The organism is Arthrobacter sp. YC-RL1, assembly GCF_001454985.1.
Taxonomy (GTDB): domain Bacteria; phylum Actinomycetota; class Actinomycetes; order Actinomycetales; family Micrococcaceae; genus Glutamicibacter; species Glutamicibacter soli.
In genome coordinates, this window is record NZ_CP013297.1 from 2,619,680 (window position 1) to 2,643,296 (window position 23,617).

Genomic DNA, 23,617 nt, shown 5'->3' on the forward strand with positions numbered 1-23,617 from the left:
AGCCCCGACGCCAAGTCCTTTCAAGACGTTTCGCGAATTTGTGGATAAAGCTACTGGCGGTTATCCCCAGTCCGGCTTTCGCTGACCCGGTAAAAGCGGTGGTCGTGATGGGCTGGTCAAACTGCTGGACGCGGCCGGGCTGGGAGGGAAGATGCTGCATTATGAACTGCTGCTGTCCGCGCGCACGCTGCTCAATCCCAGGCAGCTGCTGCTGCGGGTCTCCGCGGCCCTGGACGGCCCGCAGCTGGCGTCGGTGCTCGACGAGCAGGTGCCGGGCACCCGCTGGTACGTGGGATCGACGCCGCTGGCGGATCTGGGAGCGCTGGTTCCGGGCAGGCCGCTGCTGCTGGCCGATGTCCCGGGCCCCGGGTTCGCGGCGTCGGCCGGCAGCACGCGGTTGAAGTTGTTCGTCCCCGAGGGGCCGGATGCCGGGGCCTGGATGCAGTTGGAGCGAGGCGCCTACGACATCGGCCGCGGCGCGCCGCTGCGCCTGGGCGATCCGCAGGTTTCGCGGGTGCACGCCCACCTGCTGGTCGACGAGCGTTCCCTGCGTGTGCGGGCGGCTGGCGGACAGCGGCTGCTGGTGCTCTCCGACCGGGGTGCGGTGCCGGTTCGCGGGGAGGTGGAGCTGCATGCGGGCAGCCGGATCCAGCTTGGCGGCACGGTGTTGGAGGTCGGCGATCCCGCGCGCACCGAGGCGGGTTTGGCGGTGGAGGACGGCCAGCTCCAGTTCAGCCTCCCGCCGCGTCCCGAGCTGGGCCGGTTGGTGACGCTGTGCGTGGCCGCGCTGGTCCCGGTGCTCTCCGGGGTGCTGCTGGCGGCGCTGACCGGGTCCATGCTGTTCCTTGCGGTCACCGGGCTCTCCGCGCTGCTGGGTGTGGTCCCTGCGGCGCAGCTGCTCGGCGAGCGCCGCCGGTGGAAGCGCGCGGTGCGTGACCAGCAGCGCAGTGTGGTGCAGGCGCGCGGCCGTTTCGCCTGCCCGCTGGGGGTCGCAGTGGTCGCTGGCATCGACCGGGCGCAGCTGGGGGTGCTTCCCGCGGGGCTGCCTCCCCTGGTGTTCGGCCGCGGCAGCTGGCAGCTTCCGGGAGGGAAGCCTCCCCGGGCGGGCGGCGCCCGGAGGATGCGCAGGGTGCCCGGCGGTAGGCGCTCTGCTCGCAGGATCGCCGGCGTCCCGGTCTTCGCGCCGGCCGCCGCGCAGGTGTGGCAGTTGCGCGGCGGCGACGACCCGGCGGTGGACCGCCTGCTGGCTGCGCTGCTGGCCAGGTTCCTGCCGCACGTGGCCGCCGGCCGCATCGAGCTGGTCGTCGATCCGTCGGTCACCCGGCTTCCGGCAGAGCTGATGCTGTTGCCGCATGCACGCCAGGGCACCGCCGGGCAGCTGGCTCGGCACGCTGAGCCGGCTCCCGGTGCCGCCGGGGCATCGGGCGGTCTCGGGAACACGGCAGCGCCGGAACCGGTGATCGAACGGATTTTCCTGACCATGCTCAGCCCGGTCCGGCTGCCGCGCACCTTGGTGATCAGCCTTCATCCGGTGCCCGCGGCGCAGTGCGACTACTGGGTTGATCCGGTGGGTTGCCGCGCCCAGCTGCCCGACGGGAGCCTGCATCTGGAATCGCCGGACCGCTTGGATGCGGGGAGGCTGGCCCGGATCGTCCAGGCCTGCCTGGCGCTCCGCCCGGATGAACCCGCGCCAGCCGGGCCGCCGCCGGAGCAGGCAAGATTGGCCGCGGTGATCGGAGAGGATGATTCCCATGGGCAGCAGCTACTGGACTTCGACGCGGACGGGCCGCATGTGCTGGTGTGCGGCACCACCGGGTCGGGCAAGTCCGAGGCCTTGCGGCGGATCATCGCGGATCTGGCCGGCCGGTGCAGCCCCGAGCAGCTGGCGTTCGCCCTGGTCGACTTCAAGGGCGGCGCGGGCTTGGCGGTTTTCGAGCCGCTGCCCCACGTGCAGCTGTCGGCCAGCGACCTGGATGCCGCCGGAGCCCAGCGGACCTTGGCGCAGCTGGAGCGGGAGGTGGCCCGCCGTGAACGCCTGCTGGCAGCGCATCGTTGCAGCGACCGCTCGGAGTACGTCCGGCTGGCCGATGTGCCCGCGCTGCCCCGGCTGCTGGTGGTGGTCGACGAATTCAGGGTGTTCACCGAATCCCTGCCCGAAGCCGCCGCGCGCATTGACCGGCTGGCGGCGGTCGGCAGGTCCTTGGGCATCCATCTGCTGCTGAGCACCCAGCGGGCCGCCGGCTCTCTGTCCGGGCAGACCCGCGCGAACCTGAACACCGTCATTGCGTTGCGGGTCCACGACGCGGCCGAGTCCATGGAACTGGTCGGTTCCCCGGCCGCCGCCCGGCTGTCCGGCCCGGGCAGCGCGATCATCGCGGGTCCCGGTCATGCCAACCGCCAGGTCCAGTTCGCCCTGGCGGTCAGCCCCGCCCCGCACGGGAGCGTTGCCGAACGCGGCCCCGGGAACCTGGTGCTGCATCCCGTGGGAAGCTTCGGCCGGCCTGATCCCGAGGCGGAGGGACAGGCCCTGCGCCGGCAGGTGCGCCTGCTGGCCGAAACCTGGGAGCATTCGCACCTTCCACCGTGCCCCTTTGCCCCGCAGCTGCCGCCGCCCCAGAGTGCGGCGCCGTTGCCGGAGCAGTGGGAGGGCGCCGAGGGCGGCACCATCTACTGCGGAGTCGTCGACAACCTCGCCGCGGGCCGGCTGGAGGACTTGAGCGTAGATCCAGCCCGCGGCCAGGGATTGCTGGTGTGCGGCGTCCCGGAGGCCGGCGGCCGCCGCCTGCTCGAGGGGTTCGCCCGCCTGGAGCGCCGGATCCTGTGCTTCGGCGAGGCCCTGTTCCCGGATCCCGCCTTAATGCCCGGGGTGCGCACCGTGGGTGGAGAAGACCAGTATCAATTCCTGGAAGCGCTCGACTATCTTGAGTCGCTGCCCCCTGACCGCCTGACGCTGGTGCTGGTGCACGGCATCGCCCGGCTGCAGTCCCAACTGGATCCGGCAGTCTTCCAGCGATTCGACCAGGCGCTCATCGAACTGTTGCGGCATGGAGCTTCGGCCCCGGCGCAGCTGGTCCTGCTGGCCGACCGCGACCTGAATCTGCTCAAGGCCGCCGGGCTGTGCGCCGAGCAATGGTACTTCCCGCTTAATGCCACCGATTCCCTGCGCATGTCCTGGCCCAAGCTTCCGCCTGCCAGCCAGTTGCCAGGCCGAGGGGTCAGGTTCAGTCCCGCCAACGGGCCGATGACCATCCAGTTGACGGCCGTGACCGCCAAGCAGGAACCGGATTGCCTGCCCGGGACTTTGTGGCCCGCGCGGCAGCCGTTCGTGGGCGATGGGAATCCGCGCGATCTTGCGGTGGGGCGGACCGCATTCACCGGGCAGGCTTTCGGCTTCGACCGACCCCAAACGGCACTGGCCATCTGCCCTCGCGAACGCGACAGGCAGGAGCTCGCTGCCTTCCTGGCCGAACGCTGGCAGGCGGCCATGGTGGATGGCGCCGCGCCCTGGCTGCGCTGGGTCCAGGAGTTCGAAACTGAAGGCGCGGGACCTGCAGCGCCAACGATCTGCGTCGTGCTGCACGACACCACCGACCCCAGGCTTGCCGAGCTGCGCCAGCGAACCGCCGCGCTGGGCACCCTGGCGGTGCTGTTTCTCCCTCCCTCGGCCAGGCTCGCCTACGATCTGGGGTTGCCGGGCATGATGCTCGATGACCGGCAGGCGATTGCCGTGGAGGCATGCCATCCGCAGGACCTGTTGCCGCTGGCCTGGCGCCCGCTGCCTCCTGCGGCAGGCCGCGGCTCGTGCGGGAAAAGGCAATGGCGCGCGATCGCCGGCTTTGCCGGGCAACCACGCGCGATCATCATCGGGCCATGACTACTGCGAGGGACGGTCTCCGAGGAATTGAGTGGTCTTCGGCGCGAACAGCAGCACTACGGTCGTTCCGGCCACAATGATCGACAAAACCGCCGCGGAAATGACGATCGGCATATCGGACTGGAAGAAGGAGACCGAGAGGATCAACTGGAACAATTGCCAGACGATGATCGGGGCTCGGGTGTACGCCCTGCCGCGGAAGAAGTTGATGGCCACCGAGCCCTGCCAGATGGCCAGGAAGAGGCACAGCGCAAGCATGAAAAGACGCCCGCCGATGTTCACCGCGCCATCCGAGGTGAGATGGATGGCGTAGTCGACAGCGTAGGCAAGCACCGCCAGCGCCTCGAACATCACCAGTGCTGCGACGGCAATGACACTGCTCGGACGCGGGATTTTAGTTTCTTCGTTGCTCACCCCAACCATTTTCGTTGAGGCGCTTGCGGAACTCAAACGACAGCGCCGCAACGGGCTTGTAGCCCCTGCCACATCCGCGTCAACTAGCCTAAGCCTAGGCCGATTTCCATGTGAGAAAGCACTCAGGCAATACGACATATTTCGCATCACTGACCCTTGTTTACTTTCTCGTAACATGAAAACCTTATGTGGTTGGCAAAACGATGACCCCGTCGTTCACGTCCGACGATGCGAAAAGCACTACGGCATTAACACCGTCCCCCGCTGACCTTTCCAAGGCGGGGCGTTCGTGTGTTCAGATCATGAGCATTTCGTCCCCCCTCAAAGATTTCAAGGAGCATCAATAAGCATGGATTGGCGTAGCCGCGCGGCGTGTCTGGATAAGGACCCGGAACTTTTCTTCCCGGTGGGTAACACCGGTCCGGCCCTCTTACAGATCGAAGAGGCCAAAAGCGTCTGCCGTCGGTGCGAAGTGACCGAAACCTGCTTACAGTGGGCCATCGAGTCCGGTCAGGACGCTGGTGTGTGGGGTGGAATGAGCGAAGACGAACGTCGCGCTCTGAAGCGCCGCGCTGCACGTGCCCGCCGCGCATCCTAAGAGACCGCTCCCGAGGTAGATCTCGCAACCCGGGAAGCTGCACGAAATCCGCCAGAGGTAGACACCACTGGCGGATTTCGGCTTTAAACCGGAAATTCTCAGGTCGGCTGGGTACATTAAAAGGTAGTAAGCATGTTCGAAAGGAGCTGTGGGTGAATCACGCCTATGCGGCGCGCCATCCCAAGTCAGGAGTGCGTGCACCATGAGCCCTGCTCTTGCCGACCCCAATCTGGGTACGACCCTCGATGACCGTTACCGCATCGACCACCTGCTCGCGCTGGGCGGGATGTCCAGGATCTACCGCGCCATGGACAAGCGCCTGCACCGCGCGGTGGTCGTGAAGATCCTGAACGACAACTTCGCCAGCGAGTCCACCGTCCGCGAGCGCTTCGAATCAGAAGCCGTGATCGCAGCGAACATCACCCACCCGAACGTGGTGTCGATCCGCGACCACAACGTCACGGACAACATCGTCTACCTGGTGATGGAGTACGTCCGTGGACGCAACCTCGACCAGGTGATCTCCGAACGCGGTCGGTTCACGCCGCGCCAGATGCTCAGCGTGCTGGAGCAGGTCTGCCACGGGCTGGGCGCCGCCCACTCAGAAGGCATCATCCACCGCGACATGAAGCCGGCGAACGTGCTGCTGGCGGATACCGGCGAGGTCAAGGTGACCGACTTCGGGCTGGCCCGCGCGGCCAGCGCCCACACCCAGTCCGCAACGCTGGTGGCCACCCTTTCCCATGTCTCCCCGGAGCTGGTCTCCGGCGCACCGGCCGATTCGCGCAGCGACATCTATGCGGTCGGCATCATGATCTACCAAATGCTCACCGGGCGCCTGCCGTATTCGGAAACCAATGCGGCCGCGCTGATGAAGCACCATCTGGACTCCCCCATGCCGCTGCCCTCGGATGTCGTGCCCGGGCTGGCCACCGATCTGGACGAGCTGGTGCAGTGGTGCACCGAGAAGGACCCCGAGAAGCGGCCGCAGAACGCCGAGCTGCTGCTGGACGAGGTCATCCAGATCCGTTCGACGCTCAGCGAAGAGCAGCTGGACTTCGACGCGGACACGCTGGGTGGCATCGAGGACCTGACCCCTGGCTCCATGGCGCACATGCCCACCACCGTGCAGCAGCGCCTGGACGACTGGCAGCGCGAGCGCGAGGAAGCCCGCGAACGCCGTTGGCAGCTGCAGGGAACCGGCGCCACGGCGGACAGCTATTCGCTGGACGCGCAGCCCGATCAGGAAGAGACCACCATCATCGCCGCGTCGGATGCCACCGAGGTGCTGGATCTGCGCGATGCGCAGGCCACCGTGGTCCACGCCCCAACGGCCGGCGCAGGCTCCCCTGGAGCAGATGCCACCGCCGCCTACTCGCGGACAGACATCGAAACCTTCGGCGCCGATGAGCCCAACGAGCAGGATCCACAGCCGGCCGCGCGCTCCCCGCGCGGCGAGAAGCGGGCTACCAAGGCGGCGCAGAAGCAGTGGCGCAAGGAAGCCCAGGTGCCCACGCACCGGCTACGCAAGCCCAGGACCGCAGCGCAGAAGACCGGGTTCATCGCGGCATGGGTGCTGATCGTGGCGCTGGTGGCCGCCGCAGGCTGGTTCTTCGGGCGCGGACCCGGAACGGTGATCCGCATCCCGTCGCTGAACGGCCTGCTGCAGGAACAGGCGGTTTCGCAGATGTCCGAGCAGGGCGTCCCGGTCAGGCTCGGCTCCGCCTTCGACGACGAGATCGCCATCGGGCGCGTCGTCGACTCGCATCCGGCCACCGGCGAGAACATCATGAAGTTCCAGGGGGTCGAGCTGATCGTCTCGCAGGGCCCCGAACGCTTCGAGATCCCGCAGGTAGCGGGCAAGAGCCTCCAGTCGGCCACCGAGCTGCTGGCGCAGCACGAGCTGACCAAGGTCAAGGAGGTCCGCGAATACTCCTCAGAGGTGGAGAAGGGCAAGGTCATCTCCTCCTCGCCGGCCGCGGGCAAGACCGCCGCGCGCAAGGACGCCATCACCCTGACGGTGTCCAAGGGACCGGCCCCGGTACAGGTTCCGGCGCTGCAGGGCTTAAGCGAAGACGACGCCGCTGCGGCCCTCGAGTCAGCGGGACTGCGCCTGCAGGTGGGCGATCCGGTGTATTCCCGCGAGGTCCCTTCGGGCCTGGTCGCCGCGCAGTCACCTCAGAACGGCACCGCCGAGGTGGGAAGCTCCGTGACCGTGAACCTGTCGCAGGGCCCGGAGTTCGCCCAGGTCCCCTCGGTGATCGGGCTGGGTGTCGAGGAGGCGACCCGCGTGCTGGAAGAGGCAGGGTTCACCGTCAAGGCGCACCATGTGCTCGGCGACTTCTCGCAGACGGTGCGCATGCAGTCGCCGCTGAACCAGAGCATCGAGCTGGGCAGCGAAATCAGCATCTACGCGTTCTAGCAGGCAACAGCCGGTGCACGCAAAAGGTCTGGCCCATCATCCCCGCGAGGGGTGACGGGCCAGACCTTTTCAGTTCTCCGGTGCGCGCCTAGCGGCGAGCGCGGCTCTGCAGCGCCGAGGAGACCAGGAAGGCCATTTCCAGGGACTGGCGGTGGTTCAGGCGAGGATCGCAGACCGACTCGTAGAGCTCGTCGAAGTCCTCTTCGCGGATCGGATCGGCGCCGCCGAGGCACTCGGCCACATCGTCGCCGGTCATCTCCACGTGCAGGCCGCCCGGGTTGGTGCCCAGCGAGTCGTGCACCTCGAAGAAACCGCGGACCTCGTCCATGACGTCGTCGAAGTTGCGGGTCTTGTAGCCGTTCTTGCTGGTGACGGTGTTTCCGTGCATCGGGTCGGTGACCCACAGGACCTGCGCACCGGTGGCGGTGACCTTCTCCACCAGATTCGGCAGCTTCTCGCGGATGTTCTTGGCGCCCATGCGGGTGATGAACGTCAGGCGGCCGGGCTCGCGGTTCGGATCCAGCTTCTCGATCAGGGCCAGGGTGTCCTCGACCGAGGTGTTCGGGCCGAGCTTCACGCCGATCGGGTTGCGCACGCGGGACAGGAAGTCCACGTGGGCGTGGTCCAGCTGGCGGGTGCGCTCACCGATCCACAGGAAGTGGCCGGAGGTGTCGTACGGCAGGCCGGTACGCGAATCGGTACGGGTCAGCGCACGCTCGTAGTCCAGCAGCAGCGCCTCGTGGGAGGCGAAGAACTCGGTACGGGTCAGGCCCTCGAAGCCGGCGCCGCAGGCGTCCATGAAGCGGATGGCGGAGTCGATTTCGCCAGCCAGCTGCTCGTAGGCCGAGTGCGCCGGATTGGCCATGAAGCCGCGGTTCCAGGAATGCACGCTGCGCAGGTCGGCGAAGCCGCCCTGGGTGAACGCGCGGATCAGGTTCAGCGTGGCCGAGGAGGTGTTGTAGGCCTGGACCAGGCGCTTCGGGTCGTGGGCACGGGACTCCGGGGTGAAGTCGTAGCCGTTGACGATGTCACCGCGGAACGCCGGCAGGGTGACGCCGTCGCGGGTCTCGTCGTTCGAGGAACGCGGCTTGGCGAACTGTCCGGCCATGCGGCCCATCTTGATCACCGGCATCGAGGCGCCGTAGGTCAGCACGACGGCCATCTGCAAAATGGTGCGCACGCGGGCGGAAATCTTGTCCGCGGTAGCGTCGGCGAAGGTCTCGGCGCAGTCGCCGCCCTGAAGCAGGAAGGCCTTGCCCTGGGCCGCCTGAGCCAGGCGTTCACGCAGAACGTCGACCTCGCCGGCAAAAACCAGTGGCGGACGCGAACCCAGTTCAGCAATGGAAGCGCTATAGTCCGGGTGCTCACTCCAGGTGGGCTGTTGGGCAATAGGCAGATCACGCCACAGATCAAGTTGCGGGTCGGTGGCGGGGCCGGCTACGGATGAGCCGGGCAATGGGGTTCGGTTTTCTTCGCTCACCTTGACAAGTCTACGTGCCTTGCGCGCAAAGCACCGCGTGCAATGTAACAACCGGACGTAACACAGGGCACGCTCCCCGCTGGTTCCCCTGCCCCGGGCGCCGGCTACTTCTTTTTGGCCTTGGTCGGCGCGTAGACGTCGACGTAGCTCTGCCCGGACAGCACGTTGATGGCCTTGCGGATGTCGTCTGCCACCTGGCGCAGCACCGCCGGGTCACCTGACTGCTCGGCGAGGTGGGAGAAGTCCAGCGGCTTGCCGATCTTGATGCCGATGCGGCCCGGGTGCGGCAGGCGCTGGCCGATGGGCTGCACCTTGTCGGTGTTGATCATGGCGATCGGGATCACCGGCACGCGGGATTCCAGGGCCAGCTTGGCGACGCCGAGCTTCGCCCGGTAGAGCCGGCCGTCGGGTGAACGGGTGCCTTCGGGGTAGATGCCCAGCAGCTTGCCCTCGGCCAGGGCGGTATTGGCGCTGGCCAGGGAGGCGGCCGAGCCACGGCCGCCCGAACGGTCCATCGGCAGCTGGTTGATGTTGCGGAAGAACCAGGCGACAAGCCGTCCCTTGGGGCCCTTGCCGTTGAAGTAGTCGTCCTTGGCCAGGAACACGACCGGCCGCTCGATCATCGCCGGCAGGAACACCGAATCACTGACCGAGAGGTGGTTGGAGGCAAGGATCGCGCCGCCCGCGACGGGAATATTATTGATGCCCTGGATGTCAATCTTGAAGAAGATTCGCAGCAGCGGCTTGACCGCGAAGCGTTTCAGAAAGTCGTACAGCACGATGGGGCGGTTCCTTCTTCTCGTCATCAGGCGTCGTGGGCGGACACGCCCGTCGAGGTGTTGACTGGCGTGGGTCCGTACCCTTCAATTGTGCACTACGCTCGAATAAGAATGCAGTACAACGCAGCACCTCAAGGGGGACGTGATGAGCCACGACGTACATCAGGGCGCGGCTGGCCAGCCGGCAAGGAAGCCTGCCGTACTGCTGATCCACGGGTTCACCGGATCCAGGACCGCCATGCTGCCGTGGGCGCAGGCGCTCGAGTCCGCCGGATTCGACACCCTGTGCCCGGTCCTGCCCGGCCATGAGACCTCCTGGCAGGACATGATCGGCCGGAATTTCTCCGAATGGATCCTGGCCACCGAGCAGTCGTTCGACGAACTTGCAGCAACGCACGAGCAGGTGTTCGTCGCGGGGCTGTCGATGGGCGGCGCGCTGGCGTTGCACCTGGCTACCCGGCGCAACGTCGCCGGGGTTTCGCTGGTGAATCCGGGGCTGGTCGTGGACAGTCCGCTGGCCCCCTATACCAAGTACCTGCGGCGTATGGTGCGTTCGGTCGCCCCGATCAGCAACGACATCGCCAAACGCGGGGCCGACGAAAAGGCCTACGGGCGCACCCCGGTGGCCGCGGTGCACCAGCTGTACCAGCTGTTCGCGCAGACCCGCAGCAGGCTTGGCCTGGTCACCGCGCCGGTCCAGCTGTTCCGTTCGACGGTGGACAACGTGGTCTCCGACGCCTCGGTGCACGCGCTGACCGAAGGGCTGAACCCCGGCACCCTGGCCGAACACCACCAGCTGCTGCATTCGAAGCATGTCGCGACCCTTGACTACGACGCCGCGCAGATTTTCGAGGAATCCGCCCGGTTCTTCCACCACCTAGCCGCGCAGGCCACGCACTCCCCGAAGGGCAGGCCATGAACCCTGCAGAAAATAAGCCGTCCGGCGCCGACGATCCGCGCTGGGACGAACTCGTTGAGAATTTCCGCACCCTGGACCAGGGCACCCCGCGCGAACCGAGCGCCGCAGAGCGCCAGGCCGAGCTGCGCCAACTGTTCTCCACCGGCCCCGGCGCGGTCACCGGCCCCCGCGACTACGAGGTCGAGGACACCGAGGAGGAGTTCATCCCCGACGAGCCGGCGGCGCTGGGCTCCGGCAACCCGATGGTCAACCTCGCCTGGACGATGGCCGCCGGCGGGCCCATCGGCTTGCTGCTGTGCGTGATCTTTTTCCGCTCGGCCCCGGCCTTCGTCTACATCGGCCTGGTCGCGCTGTCGATCATCGGCGTGATCTACCTACTCAGAAGGCTACCTACCGAACGCGATCCGGGAGATGATGGAGCAAGGGTCTGATCGACTTTGAACCCGAGGAACGCTAGGTTACTGTAGAGTAATAACAATGTGATGCGGATTACCCCGCATTGCCCACCGGGTCACACCGAGTTCAGGAGATGAGACACAGATGCGCGAATACAGCACTCCGCTACGCATCCACTCGCCGGCAGAGTCGAACATCACCGACCTGCTGCTGCGCCACGCGAATTCAGCTGCTAATCCGGCGCTCTTCTCCAAACCGGCTCCCGGCGGCACCTGGCAGGACGTCACCGCCTCGCAATTCGCCGCGGAGGCCGCAGCCATCGCCAAGGGCTTCATCGCCAACGGCATCAAGGCCGGCGACCGCATCGCCCTGATGGCGCGTACCCGCTACGAATGGACGCTCGTCGACTTCGCGATCTGGTACGCGGGCTGCGTCACCGTCCCGATCTACGAGACCTCCTCCCCTAGCCAGGTCGCCTGGATCGCCGCGGATTCCGAAACCGTGGCAGTGGTCGTGGAAAGCCCCGCCCACGAAGCGGTGGTCCGCGAAGCCGCCCACCAGGAGCAGCTCGAATGCCTGGACCACGTCTGGCAGTTCGACGAGGGCCTGGCCCAGTTGGCCGAGGACGGCAAGGACGTCAGCGACGAAGAGCTGGAGCAGCGACGTTCCTCGGCGAACCTGCAGGACATCGCGACCATCATCTACACCTCGGGCACCACCGGACGGCCCAAGGGCTGCGAACTGACCCACTCCAATTTCGTCGAGCTCGCGGAGAACGCGGTGGCTGAACTGCCGGCGGCCGTGTATCCCGGCGCTTCCACCATCATGTTCCTGCCGCTGGCCCACGTCTTCGCGCGCTTCATTTCGGTGGTCAACGTGGCCGCAGGCTGCCGCACCGGCCACACCCCTGACGTCAAGCACCTGCTCGAAGACCTGCAATCCTTCAAGCCGAACTTCATCCTGGCCGTGCCGCGCGTGTTCGAGAAGGTCTACAACTCAGCCATGCTCAAGGCCGAGGATGGCGGCAAGTCCAAGATCTTCCACGCGGGCGTGGATGTCGCGGTGAAGTACTCGCGGGCCGAACAGTCCGGCAAGATCCCGCTGGGCCTCAACTTGAAGCACAAGCTCTTCGACGCACTGCTCTACAAGAAGCTGCGCGGGGCCATGGGCGGCAACATCCGCCACGCGGTTTCCGGCGGCGGGCCGCTGGGAGAGCGCCTGGGCCACTTCTTCAATGGCATCGGCGTCACGGTGCTCGAAGGCTACGGCCTGACCGAGACCACCGCCCCGGTCACCGTGAACACCCTGGACCGCATCAAGATCGGCACCGTGGGCAAGCCGCTGCCGGGCAACGCGGTGCGCATCGCCGAGGACGGGGAGATCCTGGCCAAGGGCGTGTGCGTCATGCGCGGCTACCGCAACCGCCCCGACCTGGAAGCCGAGACCTTCACCGACGGCTGGCTGCATACCGGAGACATTGGCGAGCTCGATTCGGACGGGTTCTTGAAGATCACCGGCCGCAAGAAGGAAATCATCGTCACCGCCAGCGGCAAGAACGTCATCCCCGCAATGCTCGAGGACCAGATCCGCGCCGATGCGCTGGTTTCCCAGTGCGTCGTCGTCGGCGAGGGGCGCCCGTTCATCTCGGCCCTGGTCACGCTGGATCCCGAGGCGGTGCCGGGCTGGCTGGAACGCCACCACCTGGACAAGAACCTGTCCATGGACGAGCTGTCCACGCACCCCGAAGTGCTGCAGGCCATCCAGAAGATCATCGACAAGGCGAACACCTCGGTCAGCCGGGCTGAATCCATCCGCGCGTTCCGCGTCGTCTCCGAGGACTTCACCGAGTCCTCCGGACACCTGACCCCGTCGATGAAGATCAAGCGCGCCGTGGTCCTCAGCGACTACGATGCGCTGATCGAGGACATCTACTCGGCACCCAGGCCCGTGGCATAGTCCAGCACGGCTCCGGCAAGCTCCCACGATGCGCGGGAGGAAGCGGCCCAGGGAAACCTGAGGCCGCTTTTCCGTGCCTCGGCGGCGAAATTCCGCTCAAGCACCACACGGGCGAAGGCCGGCGCCGGGCGGTTCTTGGGCTGGTGGCCCAGCTGGGCGAAGACGAGGTTCTCGGCCAGCGCGCGGCGCCCGTTGGCCAGCAGCCATTCAACCAGATCCATGAGCCGGTCCTCGGTCTCGACGCCCGCGTCCCCCAGCACCACCAGCACGTCGATTCCGGTGAACTTGCCGTCCATGACCGCGGCAACCCGCTGCGGTCCTGCGATGGCGACTCGGGAGGGCAGCTGCAGTTCGGCAAATTGCTCGGCCAGCTGCTCGGCGAGCTCCGCCAGCGGCAGGGCCGGGTCCAGAGTGAACAGCAGCACGCCCAGTTCGGCGCGCAGGGCGGCGACCTCCTTGGCCTGCTGCTGCCGCGCGGCAGGGACGCCGTCGGAAGTGTTCCTGCCAGCTTTCATATTCCCTCCTGGGTAGTTCGTGGCCGGCGCCGGGTGGGGTGCCGCCTCCATGATCGTGCCATAAACAAGCCGTGGCCCACGACTTTCGTCGTGGGCCACGGCTTGTTTGCGGCAGGTTCGCGTTGCCTAAGATGCTACTTCGGTTCGATGACCACCAGCAGATCCCCGCCCTGGACCTGGCTGGTGCCGTTCAGGGTGATCTGGGTGACGACGCCGGAAGCGTTGGCGGTGATGCCTGCTTCCATCTTCATCGCCTCGATGGTCGCCACCGACTGGCCGGCTTCGATCAGGTCGCCGACCTGGACGTTGACGGTCACGGCGCCGGCGAACGGCGCGGCCACGTGGCCGGCGTTGTTCGGGTCGGCCTTCGGTGCGGACTTGACGGTGGATTCCACCGACTCGTCGCGGACCTTGATCTGGCGGGACTGGCCGTTGAGCGTGACCACAACGGTGCGCATGCCCTTTTCGTCGGCTTCCGAGACGGAGACCAGCTTGACCAGCAGGCGCACGCCGGTGCCCAGCGAGATGACGTGCTCGTGGCCGCGGACCAGGCCGAAGAGGTAGTCGCGGGTGTGCAGCACCGACAGGTCGCCGTAGTTCTCCACCGAGGCCGCGAAGTCGCGGGTCGGGCCGGCGAACAGCAGGCGGTTCAGGGTTCCGCGGATTGTGTCCGAGTCGCTGGTCAGCGCCGCGGCATCCTCTGGGCTCAGGTCCTCGATGTGGGACTTCACGTTGCGGCCCTGCAGCGCCTTGGTGCGGAACGGCTCAGGCCAGCCGCCTGGAGGGTTGCCCAGCTCGCCCGAGAGGAACTGGATGACCGAATCCGGGATGTCGTAGTTCTGAGGGTTGGCCTCGAAGTCCGCGGCCGGAACGCCGGAGCCGACCAGCTGCAGCGCCAGGTCGCCGACCACCTTGGAGGACGGGGTCACCTTGACCACGTTGCCCAGCATTTCGTTGACTGCGGCGTACATCGATTCAATGGCCTCGAAGCGCTCGCCCAGGCCCAGTGCGATGGCCTGCTGGCGCAGGTTCGAGAGCTGGCCGCCGGGGATTTCGTGCTGGTACACGCGGCCGGTCGGCGCCGGCAGGCCCGACTCGAACGGCTTGTACATGGCGCGCACGGCTTCCCAGTACGGTTCCAGCGAGGCGACGGCGTCCAGGGACAGGCCCGGGTCGCGTTCGGTGTTCTCCAGCGCGGCAATCAGCGCGGAGGCCGAAGGCTGGGAGGTGGTGCCGGCCATGGCGGCGCTGGCCACGTCCACTGCGTCCACGCCGGCGTTGATGGCTGCCATCAAGGTGGCCATCTGACCGCCGGAGGTGTCGTGGGTGTGCAGGTGCACCGGCAGATCGAAGCGCTCGCGCAGCGCGGTGACCAGCTTGGCCGCCGCGGCCGGGCGCAGCAGGCCTGCCATGTCCTTGATCGCGATGATGTGGGCGCCGGCGTCGACGATCTGCTGCGCCAGGTCCAGGTAGTAGTCCAGGGTGTAGAGCTTCTCGTTGGCATCCAGCAGGTTGCCGGTGTAGCACAGGGCCACCTCCGCGACCGCGGTGCCGGTCTCGCGCACTGCCTTGATGGCCGGGGCCATCTGGGACACGTCGTTCAGCGCGTCGAAGATGCGGAAGATGTCGATGCCCGCGGCGGCGGCCTCCTTCACGAAGGCGTCGGTCACCTCGGTCGGGTACGGGGTGTACCCCACGGTGTTGCGGCCGCGCAGCAGCATCTGCAGCGGGATGTTCGGCAGCTCGGCGCGCAGCAGCTCAAGGCGCTTCCACGGATCCTCGCCCAGGAAGCGCAGCGACACGTCGTAGGTCGCACCGCCCCAGACCTCCATGGAGAACAGCTGCGGCACGGTGTGCGCGTAGGCGGGCGCGGCGGCCAGCAGGTCCCGGGTACGCACGCGGGTGGCCAGCAGCGACTGGTGCGCGTCGCGGAACGTGGTGTCGGTGATGCCCACGGCGGTGGACTCGCGCAGCGCCTTGGCGAAGCCTTCCGGACCCAGCTCCAGCAGCTTCTGGCGCCAGCCGTCGGCCGGGTGCGCGGTCTTCGACGGGCCGTCGAACGGCGAACGCTCCGGCTCGTCGGACTTGTCGCCCGGGAAGGTCGGCAGCTTCTTGCGCGGGTCGATGCCTTCGATGCGCGCCCCGTTGGGCTGGTTCACGGTCACGTGCGCCAGGTAGTTCAGCGCCTTGGTGCCGCGGTCCTGGGACTCGTTGCCGGTCAGCAGGTCCGGGCGCGAGTCGATGAAGTCGGTGGCGACGTCGCCGGCGATGAACTGCGGGTCGTTGAGCACGTTCTGGATGAACGGGATGTTGGTGGCCACGCCGCGGACGCGGAATTCGGCCAGTGCGCGGCGGGCGCGGGCCACGGCGGTGGCGTAGTCGCGGCCGCGGCAGGTCAGCTTCACCAGCATCGAGTCGAAGTGCGGGGAGACCTCGGCGCCGGTGTAGATGGTGCCGCCGTCCAGGCGCACGCCCGAACCGCCGGCGGAGCGGTACACGGTGATGGTTCCGACGTCCGGGCGGAAGCCATTGGCCGGATCCTCCGTGGTGATGCGGGACTGCAGGGCCCAGCCGCGGACCTGGATGGAGTCCTGGGAGATGCCCAGATCGGCCAGCGATTCACCCGAGGCGATGCGCATCTGCGCCTGCACCAGGTCGATGTCGGTGACTTCCTCGGTCACGGTGTGTTCCACCTGGATGCGCGGGTTCATCTCGATGAACACGTGCTGCCCGGCTCGCTCGCCCACGGTGTCGACCAGGAACTCGACGGTGCCGGCGTTCTGGTAGCCCAGGGCCTCGGCGAACTTCACGGCGTCGCGGAACAGCGCCTGGCGGATGCTCTCATCCAGATTCGGCGCCGGCGCGATCTCCACGACCTTCTGGTGGCGGCGCTGCAGCGAGCAGTCGCGCTCGTGCAGGTGCACGATGTTGCCCTGCTCGTCGGCCAGGATCTGCACCTCGATGTGGCGCGGGCGCAGCACTGCTTGCTCCAGGAAGACGGTCGAGTCGCCGAAGGCGGTGCCGGCTTCGCGCATGGCGGCGCCCAGCGCCTCGGGCAGGTCTTCGCGCTTGTCGACGCGGCGCATGCCGCGTCCGCCGCCGCCTGCAACGGCCTTGACGAAGATCGGGAACCCGATCTTGTCAGCTTCGGCAATGAGCAGCTCAGCATCGTCGCTGGGCTCGGAGGAGGCAAGCACCGGAATGCCGGCAGCCTTGGCGGCCTTCAGTGCGGCAACCTTGTTGCCTGCAAGTTCAAGAATTTCGGCCTTCGGGCCAACGAACTTAATGCCGTTCTCGGCAGCGGCGCGGGCCAGGTCGGGGTTTTCCGACATGAAGCCGTAGCCTGGGTAGATTGCATCTGCGCCGGCTTCCTTGGCGACGCGGATGATCTCGTCAATATTCAGGTAGGCGCGGACCGGATGGCCCTCTTCGCCGATCTGGTAGGCCTCGTCGGCCTTCTGGCGGTGAACGGAGTTGCGGTCTTCGTGCGGGTAGACTGCAACGGTTTTTGCGCCTAGTTCGTAGCCTGCACGGAAAGCGCGGATTGCGATTTCCCCGCGGTTGGCGACCAAGATTTTTTCAAACATAGTGTCCCTACATCGAATCAGCACACATGGGTCCGAGCCGCGTTTCGGAAGGCAACTCCCGGAACTTCGATGGCCCGAGACCGGTGTGTCGGGTCTCTCAAAAATGCTCGTTCGAGCACGTTCTTCAATCACCCTACACGGACGAGGCCTAGATCACCCAAACATTTCTCCCTGTGGTCTGACCATAGGAAATATTGACCGGTGCTGAAGTTTTAATCACTAAGTTGTGTCAAACCTCGAAATCGACCGTTGCAAAGTCGGGGAATCCACACCGGGCACACTATGATGAGGAGAGACTAAAATATTCGGCGGGACGTTCAAGAATCGAACAGCGAAAGGCGTGGTCTGGTCCGTGCACGTAGTGAGCATCAGCAGCCTCAAGGGTGGTGTAGGAAAGACCTCCGTAACACTCGGTTTGGCTTCGGCAGCACTGGCCGCAGGGATTCCGACCCTCGTAATCGATCTCGACCCGCATGCAGACGCAAGCACCGGTCTTGGTGTGCGCGCCAACGGCAAGCAGCCTATCGGGCAGATGCTGAAGAACGCCCGGCGCGTGCGGCTGCAGGACAACGTGGTTGCGTCCGCCTGGCAGTCGAAGGCCGCTGAAAAGAAGTCCCGTACCCGCATTCCAGTTCTGGACGTTGCGGTGGGTGACGCGTTCACTGGGATCTACGACCGACCGGACCTGCGAACCAGGGATCTTCGACGCCTCACCCAGCTGCTCAGCCGCACTAGCGGCTACCAGCTGGTCCTCATTGACTGCCCGCCATCGCTGAACGGCTTGACCCGCATGGCATGGAGCGCCTCGGATCAGCTGGTCCTCGTAGCCGAACCGAGCCTATTCTCCGTTGCCGGAACCGAACGCACCCAGCGTGCCCTGGAACTGTTCCGCCGCGAGTTCGCCCCGTCGCTGGGCCCCGTGAGCGTTGTCGCCAACCGTGTGCGCAAGGACTCCGCCGAGCACACCTTCCGCCTGTCTGAAATGCGCCAGATGTTCGGCGATTCCATGGTCAAGCCTGAAATCCCCGAACACCCGGAATGGCAGCAGATCCAGGGTGCAGCGTACTCGGTGCATCAATGGCCTTCCAAGACCACCGCACCGATGCTCACGCAGTTCGACGCCCTGCTCAAGGACGTCATGGAGAAGGCTGCCCTGCCGAACTCCTAATGGGCTCGAAGCCAGACGTCAAACAAAAAGGCATGGTCCGGACCTCCCGAGGGAAGTCCGGACCATGCCTTTAATGTCTATTAGCCTGGCGCACCTGCTAGCCGACCTGGCGAGCCGCCTTGGCTGCGCGGCGTGCCGCCAGCTCATCTTCCGGCGCTTGCTGCTCGGAGTTCTCCGAGGGAAGCTGCGCCAGCGAACCTTCAACCTCGCGCCAAACTCGGCCTACCGCAATACCGAAGACGCCCTGCCCCTTCTGGACGAGGTCGATGACCTCGTCGGCGCTGGTGCACTCGTAGACCGAGGCACCATCGCTCATCAGGGTGATCTGTGCAAGATCTTCAACACCGCGTTCACGCAAGTGAAGGACCGCAGTGCGGATCTGCTGCAGTGATACCCCGGTGTCCAGCAGGCGCTTGACGACCTTGAGGACTAGGATGTCGCGGAACGAATACAGCCGATGGCTGCCCGATCCCTTGGCGCCCCTCACGGCTGGCTCGACGAGCCCGGTGCGGGCCCAGTAGTCGAGCTGCCGGTAGGTGATTCCTGCGGCCTTGCAGACGATTGGCCCGCGGTAGCCCGCGTGCTCGTCCAGTTGCGGCAGGTCATCCGTGAAGAGCAGGCCTTGGGCATTGGATCGCTGAACGCCGCCGCGAGCCCCGTGATGTGGGCCTGTCTGGCTTGTCTCCATCCAATTGCTCCTTGCGTGTAAGCACGTACCGTTTGCGAGTGTCAAAATATTCGCCGTCCGGCAAGGTGCGAGTGATGAACGACCACGAAACCGGGTGAGCGAAAAATATCCCTATGCAATGACGGTACGGCCATATTCAACCCGGGTCAAAGACCTTCAAGTTTAACTTTAAGGCGTGTCGGAATTTACCGGCGACCTCCCGCAGCACAGCAGTCCGGATGCCAAGCGGCAAAGTCGGTCTGGCGGGCTAGGAGGAGAAGTCTTCCGGGTCGATGTTGTCGAGGAATTCACGGAACTCGCGCATCTGCTCTTCCGGGGCTTCTTCGCCTTCTGCGGCCCCTTCGATGATGACTCCGGCTTCCTGCATGACCTCTTCGGTGCACTTGATGGGGCACTGCACGCGCACTGCCAGGGCTACCGCGTCGGAAGATCGGGAGTCCACGCGCTTGCCGTTGGAGAGCACGAGTTCGGCGGCGAAGACGGCGTTCTGGACCGAAATGATTTCAACCCGGTCCAGGGTGATGCCCAGCGCTTCGAAGACGTTGATCATCAAATCGTGGGTCATGGGGCGCGGAGGGGTCAGCCCCTGCTCCGACATCGCGATGGCCGATGCTTCGGGTGCACCGATCCACAGCGGCAGATAAAGTTCTTTTTCGTGTTGCTTAAGCAGCAGCAGCGGTTGATTCGCCGGCAGTTGAATGCGGATTCCCGCAAACTCCAGATCCAGCATGATAGCCCCCTGAGGGTTGAAAACTCGTTGCTGACTTCAGCTTAGCGATCGATCTGGGAAATAGCACGCTGCACCAGAGCTTCATGCAGCTCCAGGCACTGGCGTGAAATTTCCTGGGCTTCTTCGGCAGCCCGCGCCCTGGCGGATACTTCGGGCTTGCGTAGCTCGTTGCCCACGATCGATTCGATCAGCGAGAATTCGCGTTCAGCAGCGGTGCGGAACTGGCGCAGGTGGCGCGGCTCGATGCCGTGGTTGGAAAGCTGGACTGCAGACTTGGTGATGCGGATGCCGTTGGAATCGAACAGTCCGCCCTGCGTCTCGATCAGCCCGAACTTCATCAGGTCGTGGATGAGTGTCTCGCTGGCACCGGTGATTCCTTGCAATTCCGCCATGGATACCGAGCGGGAATGGTTTTCCACGGCTTCGGCCATGTCCTTACCGACGGCGACCGGCGCCACCGGAGCGCCGCCTGGCAGTGCTGCCGGGGCTTCGCCGCGGTCCACGGCGTCCAGATGGTCCTTGATGACCTTCAATGGCAGGTACTGGTCGCGCTGTACGGACAGGATGAAGCGCAGCCTGCTGACATCGCTAGCGCTGTACTTGCGGTAGCCCGCCGAGGTGCGCTGCGGGATGATCAGGCCCTTGTCTTCGAGGAAGCGGATCTTCGAGGCGGTGACCCGCGGAAATTCATCCTTGAGCTCGGCCAGCACCTCGCCGATGTTGAGCGCGGCCTGCCGCACGCCCTCGTGACGGATCGCCTCGAGTCGTGGGCTACTGGCTGCATTGAACATCGGCAAAGAACTAACACCTCGGTGATTACGTGGTTGCCGGCGCGATCGATGCAGGCAACAAGACCTCTAACTGAACCAGTTTAAAGGTTAGGCACGCTTTGGTAGAAATTGAGTCGGAACTTCCCGATCTGAACCTGGACACCGTTGGTCAGGGTAATGGAGTCGATGCGGTCGCCGTTGATGTAGGTGCCGTTCAGCGAACCGATATCGGTCAGCGTGAAGCCCTTCTCGGTGCGGGTGAACTTGGCGTGGCGGCGCGAGACCGTGACGTCGTCAAGGAAGATGTCAGCGTTCGGGTGGCGGCCGGCGATGCTTTCGTCGGTGTCCAGCAGGAAGCGGGCGCCCTTGTTCGGTCCGGTGTGGGCTACCAGCAGTGCGGAGCCGGACGGGAGCGCGGCGACGGCGCGCTTTTCATCCTCGCTCAGCGTGTAGATGACGGCAGGCTCGGAGGAGCTCTGGAACGAGGGAAGCGAAATATTGGTCGTCTCGGACGCAGACTCGTTGTGCGGGGTTACCGGCCCATTTTCCGACATTTGTGGTCCTCCAGAAGTTCTGCGTTAAGTTCGTGCAAGACGACCTTGAATCAACATTAGTTCGATACGCTCTACCAAACTATTTCCAGATTAGCCTACTCAAGAGGTCGGCGATAACAGAAAAGCCGATATTTCCAGCTCCCCCCATGCTCATTCGTGGGATCATGCAAGTATTGGAGATGGTTCGGGGTCCAAAACATCCGCGAGCCCCGTGGTGCGTAGTGAAAGGGTGAGCGTCATGACCAGGATTCTCCTGAAGCGTGCCTATGCGGATCCTTCGGATTCAGATGGCTACCGGATTCTGGTGGATCGCCTCTGGCCTCGTGGTTTGACCAAGCAGCAACTGGAAATCGAGAAATGGGCCAAGGCGGTGACTCCGAGCTCGGAGCTGCGCAAGGCCTGGCACCACGACCCTGAGCGGTTCTCCGAGTTCGCCGAACACTACCGGCAGGAGCTGAACCAGAATCCTGCGGTGGACGAATTCCTGGAGCTGCTAGCGCAGCACCCGACGGTGACGTTTGTTTACGGAGCGAAAAACGAAGAGGTCAATCACGCGGTGGTGCTGCGGGACTATCTTCTTCCGCAGCTCCAGTCGTAGCAGCGGGTACAAAGCACACGCCGTCGACACAGGCCATGTCCGATTCGACGACGTTCTGCAGGTTGAACGAAAATTCCTGGCTCATGTTTCCCCTTGATGGATTGCCTTCGTCAAGAATCAACTCCCGGCCGGGAGTAAAAATTCCGAAGCGGGCCCTCGGGAGCCCTGAGGCGCCCGCTGGCCCGCTTCTGACCTAGCGCTGTTCGCGCAGCACAGGGGTGAAGAAGTCGCGCAGCTGGTCGGTTGCCTGCAGCGGCAGGATGTTGGCCACGTACATGTCGGGTCGCACGATCACGATGGCTCCCTCGTCGGCGATGCCGCGCTGGGCGAAGATGCTGTTGCCTTCCAGCGCCGTGTACACCTTCTGGTAGTCCATCAGGCCGAACTGGCCGCAGTGCGGGCGGAAGACCGCTGGCGCGTCATTGAGGTTGATGGTGGTGTAGTCCTGGCGGTAGATGACCTTGACGTCGAAAATCGAATCTATGTCGGCGCCGGCCGGAGTGAAGCGTCGCAAGGGCGAATCCTCCGAGTCCAGCAGCCAGTCCGACAGTTTCGCCACGGCTGATAGGGCACCGGCCGCCGCCTGGTCGGCGAATACGTAGATGCGGTAGCGGCCGTCGGCGCGGTGGTGGTGGCCCAGGTGCACCGGGTTGTTGTCACCAAGCCGCATGACCTCGGCCGACTTGAAGCGCTTGCCCACCGGAAATCCCGTGGCCAGGTGCTGGAACTCGTTCACGGCAGTCAGCTCCGACGGCTGGTATTCGGTCATGAAGCCGGCCGGGAATTCAGCGGTGCGGACGTAGAATTCGGCGACGCCTTCCTCGCCTTCGAGCTCCTCGGGCTTTGCGGCCATCAGCGAGGACCATTTCTTGTCGAAATCGATCAGGTCCTTGGCGATGACCTTGCGCTCGGCGGAATACGTGGACAGCAAGCTTTGCGGGGACCGTCCGCTGAGCACGTAGCCCAGTTTCCAGGCCAGGTTGAAGCCGTCCTGCATGGACACGTTCATGCCTTGGCCCGCCTTGGCCGAGTGCGTGTGGCAGGCGTCGCCGGCAATGAAGACCCGGGGATCCCGCATTCCGATCTCCTCCAGCGGCACATCGTCGAAGCGGTCGGTGAGCCGGTGGCCGACCTCGTAAACGCTGTGCCAGGCAACGTTCTTCACGTCCAGCGTGTAGGGCTGCAGAATCGCCCGCGCGCGCTGGATGATCTCATCCAGCGAGGTCTGCCGCACCTTTCCGTTGTCGTCTTCCGCTACCTCGCCCAGGTCGACGTAGAGGCGGAACAGCTGGCCGCCCTCGCGCGGGATCAGCAGGATCGACCCGTTGCTCGAATGAATGGCCGACTTGGTGCGCACGTCCGGGAAATCGGTCAGGGCCAAGGTGTCCATGACGCCCCATGCGTGATTCGCCTTGTCGCCCGACAAGGTCGCGCCGATGGAACGGCGCACCCCGCTGCGGGCGCCGTCCGCACCGACCACGTACTTGGCGCGGACCTCGCGGCTTTGCCCGAGGTTGTTCTCTCCGGTTCCGGTGACGGTGACCTTGACCGGGTACTCCCCCTCGTCTTCAATCACCAGGGTCTCGAAGTCCCAGCCGTAGTCCGGTTCGATGCGCGCGGATGAGTTCCGGGCGAAGTCGGCGAAGTAGTCGATGACGCGAGCCTGGTTCACCACCAGGTGGGGGAATTCGCTGACACCGCTCGCGTCGTCCGGGGTGCGGTCGGTGCGGATGATGTGCTTTGGGTTCTGCGGGTCCGGGTTCCAGAAGGTGGTTTCGGTGATGCGGTAGGCTTCGGCGGTGATGCTCTCAGCGAAGCCGAAGGCCTGGAACGTCTCTACTGTGCGCGACTGGATGCCGTCGGCCTGGCCGATCTGCAGGCGGTGCGGACGGCGGTCGATGATGCGGGTGTGCACGTCCGGGAACTGGGAGAGCTGGGCTGCGGTGATGATGCCGGCCGGGCCTGCACCCACAATGAGCACGTCCATGGTGTCGGGCAGGTCGATGGGACGATCGACCCCGGTCCCCTCCGCAGGCTTGATGCGCGGATCTTCCGAGACGTATCCATTGTGATGAAACTGCACTGTTTCTCCCCATTCAGCTGAGTCGAGTAAATCTTATGTTCAATAATCGAACGCCACGTTCTCATATCGCACTACAACTGTAGCCG

General features: G+C 65.3%; 18 protein-coding genes. 8 read left to right on the plus strand and 10 right to left on the minus strand.

Annotated features, from left to right (window positions below; all coding sequences use genetic code 11):
* Window positions 1-151 precede the first annotated feature (151 nt).
* Entirely contained in the window at window positions 152-3,874 is a 3,723-nt protein-coding gene (locus ATC04_RS12175) for an FHA domain-containing protein (RefSeq protein WP_047118690.1), read from the plus strand.
* Here ATC04_RS12175 and ATC04_RS12180 read toward each other — a convergent pair whose 3' ends face one another.
* Window positions 3,875-4,288: a hypothetical protein gene (locus tag ATC04_RS12180; protein ID WP_047118689.1), complete on the minus strand. Its 414-nt coding sequence runs from the start codon at window positions 4,286-4,288 to the stop codon at window positions 3,875-3,877.
* Between the two features lie 349 nt (window positions 4,289-4,637).
* Between ATC04_RS12180 and ATC04_RS12185 the strand changes: the two genes are divergently transcribed.
* The gene (locus tag ATC04_RS12185) at window positions 4,638-4,886 is read left to right on the plus strand and encodes a WhiB family transcriptional regulator (protein WP_047118688.1); all 249 of its coding nucleotides are present in this window, start codon (window positions 4,638-4,640) and stop codon (window positions 4,884-4,886) included.
* Window positions 4,887-5,088: 202 nt separating this feature from the next.
* Window positions 5,089-7,308, plus strand: coding sequence for a Stk1 family PASTA domain-containing Ser/Thr kinase (locus ATC04_RS12190; protein WP_047118687.1), 2,220 nt, complete (start codon window positions 5,089-5,091; stop codon window positions 7,306-7,308).
* A gap of 88 nt (window positions 7,309-7,396) precedes the next feature.
* On the opposite strand, the gene ATC04_RS12195 is transcribed toward ATC04_RS12190, so the two are convergent.
* Window positions 7,397-8,788 carry a class II 3-deoxy-7-phosphoheptulonate synthase gene (locus ATC04_RS12195; RefSeq protein WP_047118686.1) on the minus strand — a complete coding sequence of 464 codons (1,392 nt, stop codon included), beginning with the start codon at window positions 8,786-8,788 and terminating at the stop codon, window positions 7,397-7,399.
* Between the two features lie 104 nt (window positions 8,789-8,892).
* Window positions 8,893-9,567, minus strand: coding sequence for a lysophospholipid acyltransferase family protein (locus ATC04_RS12200; protein WP_047118685.1), 675 nt, complete (start codon window positions 9,565-9,567; stop codon window positions 8,893-8,895).
* Window positions 9,568-9,712: 145 nt separating this feature from the next.
* Between ATC04_RS12200 and ATC04_RS12205 the strand changes: the two genes are divergently transcribed.
* The 3 genes from ATC04_RS12205 (at window position 9,713) to ATC04_RS12215 (ending at window position 12,838) form a co-directional block, all read left to right on the plus strand.
* Entirely contained in the window at window positions 9,713-10,486 is a 774-nt protein-coding gene (locus ATC04_RS12205) for an alpha/beta fold hydrolase (protein ID WP_047118684.1), read from the plus strand.
* On the plus strand, window positions 10,483-10,917 hold the full coding sequence (locus ATC04_RS12210) for a hypothetical protein (protein ID WP_047118683.1): 435 nt from the start codon (window positions 10,483-10,485) through the stop codon (window positions 10,915-10,917). The genes ATC04_RS12205 and ATC04_RS12210 overlap by 4 nt, the downstream gene beginning before the upstream one ends.
* Before the next feature lie 109 nt (window positions 10,918-11,026).
* Window positions 11,027-12,838, plus strand: coding sequence for an AMP-dependent synthetase/ligase (locus ATC04_RS12215; RefSeq protein ID WP_047118682.1), 1,812 nt, complete (start codon window positions 11,027-11,029; stop codon window positions 12,836-12,838).
* Here the strand turns inward: ATC04_RS12215 and ATC04_RS12220 are convergent.
* Together ATC04_RS12220 and ATC04_RS12225 are read right to left on the minus strand one after the other, a co-directional pair.
* Window positions 12,811-13,353, minus strand: coding sequence for a hypothetical protein (locus ATC04_RS12220; protein WP_047118681.1), 543 nt, complete (start codon window positions 13,351-13,353; stop codon window positions 12,811-12,813). The genes ATC04_RS12215 and ATC04_RS12220 overlap by 28 nt on opposite strands.
* 134 nt (window positions 13,354-13,487) lie before the next feature.
* Window positions 13,488-16,940 (minus strand): pyruvate carboxylase, encoded by a 3,453-nt coding sequence (locus ATC04_RS12225; RefSeq protein ID WP_047118680.1) that lies wholly within the window; start codon window positions 16,938-16,940, stop codon window positions 13,488-13,490.
* A 352-nt stretch (window positions 16,941-17,292) separates the two neighbouring features.
* Here ATC04_RS12225 and ATC04_RS12230 point away from each other — a divergent pair, with 352 nt between their 5' ends.
* On the plus strand, window positions 17,293-18,108 hold the full coding sequence (locus ATC04_RS12230) for a ParA family protein (protein WP_047120635.1): 816 nt from the start codon (window positions 17,293-17,295) through the stop codon (window positions 18,106-18,108).
* 97 nt (window positions 18,109-18,205) lie between these two features.
* Here ATC04_RS12230 and ATC04_RS12235 read toward each other — a convergent pair whose 3' ends face one another.
* From ATC04_RS12235 to ATC04_RS12250, 4 genes are all read right to left on the minus strand, one after another.
* On the minus strand, window positions 18,206-18,796 hold the full coding sequence (locus ATC04_RS12235) for a MerR family transcriptional regulator (RefSeq protein WP_047118679.1): 591 nt from the start codon (window positions 18,794-18,796) through the stop codon (window positions 18,206-18,208).
* 247 nt (window positions 18,797-19,043) lie between these two features.
* Window positions 19,044-19,526, minus strand: coding sequence for a bifunctional nuclease family protein (locus ATC04_RS12240; RefSeq protein WP_047118678.1), 483 nt, complete (start codon window positions 19,524-19,526; stop codon window positions 19,044-19,046).
* A 41-nt stretch (window positions 19,527-19,567) separates the two neighbouring features.
* Window positions 19,568-20,323 (minus strand): MerR family transcriptional regulator, encoded by a 756-nt coding sequence (locus ATC04_RS12245; RefSeq protein WP_231735974.1) that lies wholly within the window; start codon window positions 20,321-20,323, stop codon window positions 19,568-19,570.
* A 74-nt stretch (window positions 20,324-20,397) separates the two neighbouring features.
* Window positions 20,398-20,850: an FHA domain-containing protein gene (locus ATC04_RS12250; protein WP_047118677.1), complete on the minus strand. Its 453-nt coding sequence runs from the start codon at window positions 20,848-20,850 to the stop codon at window positions 20,398-20,400.
* 238 nt (window positions 20,851-21,088) lie between these two features.
* Between ATC04_RS12250 and ATC04_RS12255 the strand changes: the two genes are divergently transcribed.
* The gene (locus ATC04_RS12255; RefSeq protein WP_047118676.1) at window positions 21,089-21,448 is read left to right on the plus strand and encodes a DUF488 family protein; all 360 of its coding nucleotides are present in this window, start codon (window positions 21,089-21,091) and stop codon (window positions 21,446-21,448) included.
* A 193-nt stretch (window positions 21,449-21,641) separates the two neighbouring features.
* On the opposite strand, the gene ATC04_RS12260 is transcribed toward ATC04_RS12255, so the two are convergent.
* Window positions 21,642-23,531 carry an FAD-binding monooxygenase gene (locus tag ATC04_RS12260; protein WP_047118675.1) on the minus strand — a complete coding sequence of 630 codons (1,890 nt, stop codon included), beginning with the start codon at window positions 23,529-23,531 and terminating at the stop codon, window positions 21,642-21,644.
* Window positions 23,532-23,617 lie beyond the last annotated feature (86 nt).